General features: G+C 64.3%; 9 protein-coding genes and 2 pseudogenes. 8 read left to right on the forward strand and 3 right to left on the reverse strand.

The features are described from left to right. Positions 1 to 383: pseudogene (locus FNJ84_RS22280) on the forward strand (hypothetical protein); the annotation flags it as partial. Between the two features lie 89 nt (positions 384 to 472). Here FNJ84_RS22280 and FNJ84_RS21130 read toward each other — a convergent pair. Beyond that, positions 473 to 1,726 (reverse strand): lytic murein transglycosylase, encoded by a 1,254-nt coding sequence (locus FNJ84_RS21130; protein ID WP_143795184.1) that lies wholly within the window; start codon positions 1,724 to 1,726, stop codon positions 473 to 475. Positions 1,727 to 1,910: 184 nt separating this feature from the next. Here FNJ84_RS21130 and FNJ84_RS21135 point away from each other — a divergent pair, with 184 nt between their 5' ends. Further along, complete coding sequence (locus FNJ84_RS21135) at positions 1,911 to 2,513, forward strand: YitT family protein (protein WP_143795185.1); 603 nt, start codon at positions 1,911 to 1,913, stop codon at positions 2,511 to 2,513. Positions 2,514 to 2,595: 82 nt separating this feature from the next. Here the strand turns inward: FNJ84_RS21135 and FNJ84_RS21140 are convergent, their stop codons facing one another. Continuing rightward, on the reverse strand, positions 2,596 to 3,465 hold the full coding sequence (locus FNJ84_RS21140) for a hypothetical protein (protein ID WP_143795186.1): 870 nt from the start codon (positions 3,463 to 3,465) through the stop codon (positions 2,596 to 2,598). A gap of 135 nt (positions 3,466 to 3,600) precedes the next feature. On the opposite strand from FNJ84_RS21140, the gene FNJ84_RS21145 reads away from it, so the two are divergent. From FNJ84_RS21145 to preA, 6 genes are all read left to right on the forward strand, one after another. Next, on the forward strand, positions 3,601 to 3,906 hold the full coding sequence (locus FNJ84_RS21145) for a PepSY domain-containing protein (protein ID WP_143795187.1): 306 nt from the start codon (positions 3,601 to 3,603) through the stop codon (positions 3,904 to 3,906). After that, on the forward strand, positions 3,903 to 4,565 hold the full coding sequence (locus FNJ84_RS21150) for a response regulator transcription factor (RefSeq protein ID WP_143795188.1): 663 nt from the start codon (positions 3,903 to 3,905) through the stop codon (positions 4,563 to 4,565). Before FNJ84_RS21145 ends, FNJ84_RS21150 begins: the two co-directional genes overlap by 4 nt. Then, positions 4,562 to 5,866, forward strand: coding sequence for a HAMP domain-containing sensor histidine kinase (locus FNJ84_RS21155; protein WP_143795189.1), 1,305 nt, complete (start codon positions 4,562 to 4,564; stop codon positions 5,864 to 5,866). The genes FNJ84_RS21150 and FNJ84_RS21155 overlap by 4 nt, the downstream gene beginning before the upstream one ends. Before the next feature lie 161 nt (positions 5,867 to 6,027). Further along, positions 6,028 to 7,365 (forward strand): NAD(P)-dependent oxidoreductase, encoded by a 1,338-nt coding sequence (locus FNJ84_RS21160; protein WP_143795190.1) that lies wholly within the window; start codon positions 6,028 to 6,030, stop codon positions 7,363 to 7,365. Continuing rightward, positions 7,352 to 8,602, forward strand: coding sequence for a glycosyltransferase (locus FNJ84_RS21165; protein ID WP_143795191.1), 1,251 nt, complete (start codon positions 7,352 to 7,354; stop codon positions 8,600 to 8,602). Before FNJ84_RS21160 ends, FNJ84_RS21165 begins: the two co-directional genes overlap by 14 nt. Before the next feature lie 15 nt (positions 8,603 to 8,617). After that, on the forward strand, positions 8,618 to 9,916 hold the full coding sequence (preA, locus tag FNJ84_RS21170) for an NAD-dependent dihydropyrimidine dehydrogenase subunit PreA (RefSeq protein ID WP_143795192.1): 1,299 nt from the start codon (positions 8,618 to 8,620) through the stop codon (positions 9,914 to 9,916). Between the two features lie 85 nt (positions 9,917 to 10,001). On the opposite strand, the pseudogene FNJ84_RS21175 reads toward preA, so the two are convergent. Next, positions 10,002 to 10,926: pseudogene (locus FNJ84_RS21175) on the reverse strand (IS5 family transposase). Positions 10,927 to 11,132 lie beyond the last annotated feature (206 nt).

Genomic DNA, 11,132 nt, shown 5'->3' on the forward strand with positions numbered 1-11,132 from the left:
ATGAAGCGCTCAAAGAACGCCCACTCCTCGTCCGACATAAGGTCTCGTGCCAAGCTGGTCTCCATCGCAGATGCCAGCTTGAATCATGCCCCAAGCCCAAGGGGAATCCCTTTTGTCAACACGACCTAACCGGCAATTTCAATGCCGACACCTTCGTCTTTACGGATGGTCACGGCGTCGATGTCATCACCGATTTCGATGCGGATAACGATTTGGAAAAGATCGACTTCAGCGGGCTGTCCACCATGACCAGCCTTGCAGAGGTGATGGCGGCGTCCCGGCAGGCCGGAACGAATGTCATCATCGAGACCGGCGCAGGCAACAGGATCGTGCTGGAAAATACCGTCCTGAGCCAACTGGACGGAAACGATTTCATCTTCTGACAACAGCTGGCACGGCCTTGAAAAACGGCGGGGCGCTTGAATGCGCCCCGCCACAGCCATTCTGGTGGCGTTCCCGCCGCCGCCCCGGATCAGCCAAGCATCTGCAACAGCGCCCGCGAGGGCTCGCCGGTGGCCGGCAGTCCGCGCGACCGCTGGAAGGCCGAGATCGCCTCGCGCGTGGCCGGGCCGATCACACCGTCGCTGCCCTTGGTGTCATAGCCCATGGCCGTCAGGCGGGATTGCATCCGGCGGCGGTCGTCGATGGTCAGACCGTATTGGTCGGGCGGAAAGCTGCCCTGGATCGCCGCCCCGCCGCGCAAGCGGTCGGCCAGGTGGCCCACGCCGATCACGTATTTCTCGGCGTTGTTATAGCGGGTGATAACCGTGAAGTTGCGGAAGGTCATGAAGGCCGGACCGCCCGCTCCCTGCGGGGTGATGATCGAGGCCGGGCCGTAATCAGGCACAGTGCCGCCACTTGCCGCGCGCACCCCCATCGCCGCCCAGGCCGAGGGGCTGCGCGTGGTGCCGCGCCCGGTCGGTCCCGAAAAGCCGGCGGGCAGCCGCACCTCGACGCCCCAGGGCACGCCGCGCTGCCAGCCCGATCGCGCCAGATAGGCCGCCGTCGAGGCCAGCGAATCCGTCGGGTCGTTCGACCAGATGTCGCGGCGGCCATCGCCGGTGAAATCGACGGCATAGGCAAGATATGATGTCGGTATGAATTGCGTGTGCCCCATGGCCCCGGCCCAGCTGCCGGTCATGCCCGCAGGGCTGACATCGCCGTTTTGCAGGATCTTCAGCGCGGCGACCAGTTGCTGTTCGAAGAACGATCCGCGCCGCCCCTGATAAGCCAGCGTGCTGGTCGCTGCGATCACCGGAATATTCCCGCGCCGCTCGCCATACATGCTTTCCATGCCCCAGACCGCGACGACGACGGCCGGTTCCACCCCGTATCGCGCCTCGATCTGACGCAGCGCACCGCCATGGCGCGCCAGATTGGCGCGACCCTTGCCGACCCGTTCCTCTGATGCGGCAATGGCCAGATAGTCTTCCAGCGTGCGGGTAAATTCGGTCTGGTTGCGATCCTTCTCGATCACGTCGGGCAGATAGCCGCCGCCCTGCGCAAAGGCGTTGTCGAAGGTCGAGGCCGAGATCCCCTGGCCAAGCGCCCTGCCCCGGAACCCTGCCACCCATCCGTCATAGCCCGCATTTGGCACGGGCCGCGGCGGAGGCGCGCTGCTGCCCGAAGGGGCCCCGCCACCGCCCGGCAGCCGCGGCCCGCAAGAGGCCAGCCCCGCCGCCATCAACCCGAAAATTGCCGCCCGTCTGCCTGCCTGAAAGGTCATCCCTGTCTCTCCTCATGGTTTTTACCTTGTCTAGCCGCTGACGAATGGCGCGAAAAGTCGTGATCAGGCCGTGATCGGCCATGCGGCGGTGACCCGCTTGAAATCATGGTCAAGTTTTCTGCGCGGTGGCCCCGATTGCAAAATTGCCGTTGCCAATGGCATCGCAAAGGGGCAGCAACCGCACATGAACGAGAACAAGACACAACACAGCGCATTGGAAGATGCCCAGGGCATCGCCTTCGGCAGCTTCATGGCGGCCTTTGGTGTCACGATCCTGACCCATTTGGGGCTGGTGACCGGGCAGACGGCGGGCCTGGCGATCCTGATCGCCTATCTGACGGGCTGGGACTTCGGGCCGGTCTTTTTCATCATCAACATCCCCTTCTACTGGCTGGGATACCGGCGTTTCGGGCTTGCCTTCACAGCAAAGACCTTCGCGGCGGTGCTGCTGACATCACTTCTCAGCGGGGTGATGCCGGGATGGATCGGCTTTGCCACGATTCAGCCGGCCTTTGGTGCCGTCCTGTTTGGCGCGGTGGTCGGGGCCGGGCTGCTGGCCCTGTTCCGGCATGGATCATCGCTTGGCGGTGTGGGCATCGTGGCGCTGTATATCCAGGATGCGACCGGGTTTCGCGCGGGCTGGGCACAGCTGATCTTTGATGCGACGCTGTTTGCCCTGGCGCTGCTGATCATCGACTGGCAGGCCGTCGGTTACAGCTTTCTTGGTGCGGTGGTGCTGAACATGACCATTGCCATTAACCACCGCCGCGACCGCTATATCGTTTAGGCTTCGGCAAGACCCGCACAAAGCGACAGCGGCGCCCCGATCGGGACGCCGCCAGCTTGCCTGTATGGGATGACCCCGGCGATCAGCGGGCGGTTTCGCGCACCACCTCGCCGCGCGGGTTCAACTCGACCGTGACATTCTCGCCGGCGGCATTCACCGCCTCGACGGTGGTGCGTGGGCCGTCACGGGTGATGCTGCCCAGATCGGCATAGCCCGCATCGGTCAGAATCGTCGTCACCGAGGCATCATCCAGCTGCGCGGTCGGCTGGCCGCCCCCCATGGCGGGACCGTCGCCGCCCGGACGATCCCCACGGGCTTGGTCGCCTTTGGGGCCATGATCACCGCCCCGGCCCCCTTGATCGCCATGCTTGCCGCCAAAGTGGCCGCCGCGTTCGCTTCTGTCGCCACGGCGGTCACGGCGGTCACGGCGATCGTCGTCACCCCGGCCGAAACGCACCAGCGAGCCATCCTCGGCAAAGATCGCGCGCAGGTCCTCGCCCAAGGCGTCGCTGCCCTCGATCATCACCCCTGACATCTGCGATTCCGCCGGCGGCAGGCCGATTTCCTCGACCGTGGCGAATTGCGAATAGATGTCGGAACTGCGCACCGCCTCGGGCACCAGCGCCTCGATCACCGAGGCAGGCAGCGGGGCGTCGTCATCGGCCTCGATCTTGCGCAACTGACCGGCGCGGTCCAGCTTGGCCTCGATCTGGGTGCCATCGGCCAGCGTGCCCTCGACATCGGTACGGCGGCCATCCTGGTCGATGTCGATATTTTGCAGGTTCAGCGCCTTCAGCACATCGGGCAGCGTGTCGACGGTGACGGTCACCGGCGCGGCAGGCGGCTGCGGCGCCTCGGGCGTGGTCGGGGTTGCGGTCTGGGCCAGCGCGGCGCCACCCAGGCCGGTGACGATGGCGATGATGGCCGCAGTGTTACGGAACTTGCTGCTCATAACGATACCTTTCGTTTCTTCTGTCCTGGGGCACCCTGCCCCTGGTTGACGAATCGCTTCTAACCCAACGAGATCGAACCAAAGGCCAATGGCCCATTTGGGTTTCGTTTGGCTTTCCCATGCCAAAACACCACCATGCGCCCGATCCTGATCGCCCTGTTCCTGCTGCTGACCGCCCCTCCTCTGCATGCCGAAGAGGATTTCCGTCCCCTGCCCCTGCATGAGGCCGCGCGGCTGGTCGCAGAACGCTATCAGGGTCGGCTGCTGGCGGCGAGGCTAACCCCCCCGACCCGCCATGAACGCGATCTGGGGGTCGAACTGGTGACGGAATTGCGGCTGCTGACGCCCGCGCGCAATCTGCTGGCAATCCGCCTGGATGCGCGCAATGGCCGGTTTCTGGACGTGGCAGGCGTGGGGCAGACCGAGGCATTGAAACGATGAGAGCATTGATCGTCGAGGATGACGAGACCCTTGCCGGGCAGCTGGCCCGCGCCATGCAGGATGCAGGTTTCGTCACCGACATCGCCCATGATGGCGAGCAGGGCGAATATCTCGGCGCGACCGAAACCTATGACGTGGCGGTGCTGGATCTGGGACTGCCCGGCCTGCCGGGGATCGAGGTGCTGACCCGCTGGCGCGATCAGGGGATCGGCATGCCGGTGCTGATCCTGACGGCGCGCGGCGACTGGACCGACAAGGTCGCGGGCTTTCGCGCCGGGGCCGATGACTATGCCGTAAAACCGTTTCGCCTGGACGAGGTCGTCTTGCGGGCCCAAACCCTGATCCGCCGTGCGGCAGGTCATGCGCGTCCGGTGATCCGCGCCGGCAAGCTGCAACTGGATGCGCAGCTGGGTGTCATCACGCTGGACGGATCGCCGCTGAAACTGACGGCGTTCGAGACCCGCATCCTGGGTTATCTGATCCATCACCAGAACCGCATCGTCAGCCGCACCGAACTGTCCGATCACCTGTACGAGGCCGATAGTGACCGGGATTTCAAATCCATCGAGGTGGTGATCGGGCGCTTGCGCAAAAAGATCGGCGATGGCGTGATCGAGACGCGGCGCGGCGAAGGCTATATTCTGCGGTCCGGCGCATGATGCGGTCAATCCGGGCGCGGATGCTGGTTCTGGCTGCGGTCTGGATCACGGTGGCGCTGCTGGCGGCCTTTCTGGCCATCGGCTCGGTTCTGGGGCGTTTTGTCAGCGAACGTTATGATGCCGAACTGCGTGCCATTGCCGATACGCTGATTGCCGGGGTCGAGGTCGAGGATGACGATGGCGGCCGCATCGAGGTTGATTCCCCGCCGACCGATCCGCGTTTCATGCTGCCGCTGTCGGGCTGGTATTGGCAATTGCGCGCCGACGGTCACGTTATCGCGAAATCGGATTCGCTGTTCGATGCCTCTTTCGCGCTGCCTGAACGGGGCCGTGCACCGGGGCCGGGCCGGGGTCGCGGGCCGGGGTCCGAGCCGCTACGCGTGCTCAGCGAGGATTTCACCGTGCCCGGCAGCGATATGCAGCTGTCGCTGATCGTGACCGCCCCTGCCCGCGAGGTCTGGGACAGTCTGGCCGAGGTGCGCCGGCCGTTGGCGATCTCGCTGGCTGTGCTGGGCCTGGGGTTGGCGCTGGCCGTCGCGGTGCAGGTCTTTGCCGGTTTGGGCAGCACCCGGAAACTGGGCGATGACCTGCGCCGTGTCCGGGCAGGCGAGGTCGAACACCTGCCAAGCCCCGGCGTCCGCGAGCTGGACCCACTGGTGACAGAAATCAACGCCGCCCTGGATCAGAACGCCACCCTTCTGGCCCGGTCGCGTCAGCATCTGGGCAATCTGGCACATTCGCTGAAAACGCCGCTATCGGCGCTGTCGAACGACCTGCCGCCCGACCATGCCGGACAGGCGCTGATCACGCGGATGGACCGGCTGATCGGCTGGCATCTGCGCCGCGCCCGTTCCTCGCAGCCCCGCGTGCTGGGCCAACGCACCCCGGTCCGCGAGGTGATCGACGACATCCTGCTGGTGTTGCGTCATCCGATGGCCGACAAGGGCATGCGCGCCGAGGTCACCTGCCCGCCCGGCGCCGCATTCGCCGGCGAAAGGCAGGATCTGGAAGAGATCATCGGCAATCTGGCTGAAAACGCGGTGAAATGGGGGGGCTCGATCCTGCGCATCACCGTGACACCCGGCCTGACCATCCGCATCGAGGATGATGGCCCCGGCATGGCCGAAACAGACGCGCCCCGCGCATTGATCCGCGGCGCAAGGCTGGATGAAAACGGTCCGCCCGGCAGCGGGTTGGGATTGGCCATCGTCGCCGATCTTGCGGCGCTGAATGGCGGCGAATTGCGGCTGGAGCGGTCCGAACTGGGCGGGCTGGCGGCGGTTCTGATCCTGCCCGATTGACCGGCGGCGGCTGTGGCCGGCTGGATGCCGAAACCTCGGGCAGGGTGCAGGCGCGACGGCAGGCAGGATAATTTCAATATCGCCCTCAAATTTTACCCTTTGATAAAATTTTTAACCTGTGGCAGCCTGATTCGCATAAGGCTAAGCCAGGGGGGCGCAAGATGACCCAAGCCAAGCTGACACCGGGTGTCGTTCCCGGCCGTCTGATGCAGGCAGATTATGCAGTGAATTTCGCCGATGTGGCCCCGCCGCTGGACCGGCACGCGGCACAGGTCGCGGCCGATCGCTGTTATTTCTGTCATGATGCGCCCTGCATCACAGCCTGCCCCACCGGCATCGACATTCCGCTGTTCATCCGCCAGATCTCGACCGGGACGCCGGATGCGGCGGCGCTGACCATCTTTCACCAGAACATCCTGGGCGGCATGTGTGCCCGCGTCTGCCCGACCGAAAACCTGTGCGAAGGCGCCTGTGTGCGGATGGAAGCCGAGGGCCAGCCGGTCGAGATCGGCGCTTTGCAACGCTATGCCACCGACGGGATGATCGACGCCCCCCATCCCTTCCTGCGCGGCGCCCCCACTGGCAAGCGCGTCGCGGTCGTGGGTGCCGGGCCTGCGGGCCTTGCGGCGGCGCATCGGCTGGCTGCCAAGGGGCATGAGGTGGTGATCTTCGAGGCACGCGAAAAGGCGGGCGGGCTGAATGAATACGGCATTGCCAGCTACAAGACGGTCGATGGCTTTGCCCAGGCCGAGGTCGACTGGTTGCTGTCCATCGGTGGCATTCAGCTGCGCACCGGTCAATGCCTTGGCCAACAGATCACGCTGGATCAGCTGCGCGCGGATTTCGACGCGGTGTTCCTGGCCATGGGTCTGGGCGGGGTCAATGCCCTGCGCGCCGATGGCGAGGATCGCGACAATATTCGCGATGCGGTCGATTTCATCCGCGATCTGCGCCAGGCCGAGGATCTGGCAGCCTTGCCCATCGGACGCGATGTGGTGGTGATCGGTGGCGGCATGACGGCGGTGGATGCCGCCGTTCAGGCCAGGTTGCTGGGGGCCGAGACGGTCACCATCGTCTATCGCCGTGGCCAGGACCGCATGGCAGCAAGCCGTCATGAACAGGAACACGCAACATCATCGGGGGTTCGCATCATTTGCAATGCCGCGCCGGTTGCCGTGCACGGAAATGATGCAGTTGCCGAGGTCGAGTTCTGCTATACTCAGGACGGGCCGGGTGGGCTGGTCCAGACCGAGAACCGTTTTCGCCTGAAGGCCGATCAGCTGTTTCGCGCGATTGGCCAGCGGCTTGAGGGCGCACCTCAGGCCCTGGCGCTGGAGGATGGCAAGATTGCCGTCACCGGGGCGGGCCGCAGCTCGGTTCCGGGGGTCTGGGCTGGTGGCGATTGCGCGACCGGCGGCGATGATCTGACGGTGACTGCCGTGGCCGAGGGGCGCGACGCGGCCGAGGACATTGACGAGGTATTGCGTGGGGACGGATAAACATGGCCTGCTTTTGGGGATCACGACGCCGATCTTCCGAGACGCGGATGGGCGGATGCAGATGGAATTGCAGACCGTGTCGGGCCTTTACGCCTGGCGTCAGCATTTCGACAAGATGACTGTTTTCACGATATGTCATGATCAGCGCCCTGCCCCGCAGGGCTGGACCATGATCGACCACGGACAGATGGCGGCTGATGGAATCACGATCGTGCCCCTTCCCGATACCTATAACCGCCGGATCTATCTGCAAAAGCGCCGCGAGGTGGCCGATCAGCTGCGCGTGTTGATGGAACAGGCGGACTATTGCACCTTCGGTTACGGCGGCTGGATCGGCGACCCCGGCGAGATCGCCGCCGCCACCGCCAGGCAGCACGCCATCCCCCATGCCGTCTGGCTTGACCGCGTTGAATCGCAGGTGGTGCGCAGCGAGGGGGGCAATGGTCTGAAAAACCGCATGAAAACAGCGGTTCGCGCCACGGTGATCGCCTATAACGAGCGGCGCTCGGTCAGGGCTGCCGATCTGGCGCTGCTTCATGGCGCGACCGTTTTTGACCATTTCAAGGATTGCGCCCGCAACCCGCATCAGGTCGATGACATCCATTTCACCGAGGATGACCGCGCCGATCCGGCATTCGTCGCGGACAAGGCTGATGCCGCGGACCAGGGCCCGCTTCGAATCCTGTATTGCGGCCGGGCCTCGCCGATGAAGGGCGGGATCGACTGGCTGCGGGTGCTTGTCGGGCTGAAGCAACGCGGCATCGCCTTCACCGCCCGCTGGCTGGGCGAAGGTGAGCTGCTGAATGACATGCGCGCCTTTGCCGCCACCGAAGGGCTGACCAGCGAAGATCTGACGCTGGAGGGCTTTGTCGCCGATCGCCAGATCGTCCGGCAGGCCTATCGAGATGCGCATCTGCAACTGTTCTGCCACCAGACCGATGAATCGCCCCGCAACCTGATCGAAAGCCTGCATTCCGCCACACCCCTGATCGGGTATCGCGACTTTTTCGCGGCCGAGCTGGTGGACGAGAAAGGCGCTGGTTTGCTGGTGCCGCGCGGCCAGGTGGACCAGCTTGTCGATGCGGTTGCCGGGTTGGACGGCGACCGGGCACAGCTGGCGCAGATGATCCGCAATGCGGGCGATTCCGCAGCGCACCTGACCCGCGAACAGGTCTTTCGTCATCGAAGCGAGATAATCCGCCGCGAATTGCCGCTCATGCGGCATGCCGGCGTCTGAGAAGGAAGGAAAGCCATGGCCGATCTGCGTGCTGATTTTGTCGGGATCAAATCTCCCAATCCGTTCTGGCTGGCCTCGGCCCCGCCGACGGATAAGGAATACAATGTCCGCCGCGCCTTTCAGGCCGGTTGGGGCGGCGTGGTGTGGAAGACCCTTGGGGCCGAAGGTCCGCCGGTCGTCAATGTCAACGGCCCGCGCTATGGCGTCGTCTATGGTGCCGACCGCCGCGTGCTTGGTATCAACAATATCGAGTTGATCACCGACCGCCCGCTGGAGGTGAACCTGCGCGAAATCAAATCGGTCAAGCGCGACTATCCCGACCGGGCGCTGATCATTTCGCTGATGGTGCCCTGCGACGAGGACAGCTGGCGCACGATCCTGAAGCAGATCGAGGATACCGGCGCCGATGGTGTCGAGTTGAATTTCGGCTGCCCCCACGGGATGAGCGAGCGCGGCATGGGATCAGCCGTGGGCCAGGTGCCGGAATATATCGAGATGGTGACCCGTTGGGTAAAGCAATATTCCCGCATGCCCTGCATCGTGAAGCTGACGCCCAATGTCACCGATGTCCGCAAACCGGCCGAGGCCGCGAAACGCGGTGGTGCCGATGCGGTCAGCCTGATCAACACGATCAATTCCATCACCTCGGTCGATCTGGATCTGTTCGCGCCCCAGCCCACCATCGACGGCAAGGGTGCGCATGGCGGCTATTGCGGTCCGGCGGTCAAGCCCATCGCATTGAACATGGTGGCCGAGATTGCCCGCAGCGCCGAAACGCGCGGCCTGCCGATCAGCGGTATCGGCGGCGTGACGACATGGCGCGACGCGGCCGAATTCATGGCCCTTGGCGCCGGCAATGTGCAGGTCTGCACGGCGGCGATGACCTATGGGTTCAAGGTCGTGCAAGAGATGATCAGCGGTCTGCGCGACTATCTGGACAGCCATCAGATGCAGCTGTCGGATCTGATCGGCCGAGCCGTGCCGAATGTCACCGACTGGAACCAGCTGAACCTGAACTATGTCACCAAGGCGGTGATCGACCAGGACGCCTGCATCAAATGCGGCCGCTGCTATGCCGCCTGCGAGGATACCAGCCACCAGGCCATTGCCATGAAGCCGGGTCGCGTTTTCGAGGTCATCGAGGAAGAATGCGTTGCCTGCAACCTGTGCCTGGATGTCTGCCCGATCGAGGATTGCATCACCATGCGCGAACTGGCGCCGGGCGAGACGGACAAGCGCACCGGCCTTCCCCGTGGCGGCTATGCCAACTGGACGACGCATCCGAACAATCCGCTGGCGCGCGCGGCGGAATAGCGCGCGTCCGTCCGGGGCGACGCTGGCGATCGGCGTTATTGCAGAAGTCGGCGCCAAGACGTGATGCCCCTTTCCCCAACCAAGATCAGGCCACGCGTTCGATCTCGGCGGTGCCGAGGGCGTTGAAGCGGTTCATCAGGGCAACTCGGATGTGGATCTCGGCGGTCTGGCGATCGGGATCCCTTGACGCGATCCGTTCGCCGAAGGACCCAGGTTTCTCATCCGAGCTTCGATCTTGCTAAGCACATGATATCCGGACCACCGCTTCCAGATCGTCGGCAAGCCGGTCGCCCGCAGGATGTCGTTCCTGGCGAGCGCAGCCGGCAGTCCTCCTTCCAGAGGCGGCCGTTCTTGCGGATGGGAATGGCTCCCGTGCCGCCGCGCGCCAGGATCGCCGAATGGCACCTCCGGGTGTCAAAGGCGCCATCGCCCGTTACGGTGCCAATTTCCTCGCCATCCGGTATCTGGTCGAGGAGTTCGGGCAGGACAGGGCTGTCGCCCTCTCGGCTGGAGGTGAACTCCACCGCCCGGATGTCGCCTGTCGCGGCATCCATGGCCAAATGGACCTTGCGGTACTGGCGGCGGCGGTGCGTGCCGTGCTTCCTGGCCAGCCACTCGCCGTCGCCGAGAAACGTGATCCCGGTGCTATCCACCAACAGCTTCAGGGGGCCCTGGGTCCGGCGGAACGAGAGCTGGACGGTGATCGTCTTCTGGCGCCGGCTGAGCGTGGAAAAGTCGGGTACCGTCCAATCCAGCCCTGCCATCTTGAGGATGCTGGCAACCATGCCCGTCGTTTACCGGAGCGGCAGGCCGCAGAGCACCTTCACCATCAGGCTAAACTGGATGGCCGCGTCGGAGAACACGGGCGGACGCCCCGGCTTGCCGCATTTCGGAGCGAGCCAGGCCATATCCCGGTCCAGCCAGACGAGCAGCGACCCGCGCCGCTTCAGCGCGTCGTTATAGGATTTCCAGTTCGTCGTACGATAGCGGGCAGGTTCGGGCTTCGTCATGGCAGGCTCTTAACCCACCGGATTCACGCTGTGAATCCCGGAAGTCGATGAGTTCTGCAACAACGCTCCGTGAACGGTGGTTGTTGATTTCCACCCAGAACTGAGCCGGCATTTCCATCGAGAAGTGAGCCACCTCTGACTATGGATTTCCGGTCATTCAGTGGTCAAGGCGTGATTGTTCTCCTTCTTTTGGCGCGTTGCGGCAG

Source organism: Paracoccus sp. M683 (assembly GCF_007096355.1).
In the GTDB taxonomy this organism is placed as follows: domain Bacteria; phylum Pseudomonadota; class Alphaproteobacteria; order Rhodobacterales; family Rhodobacteraceae; genus Paracoccus.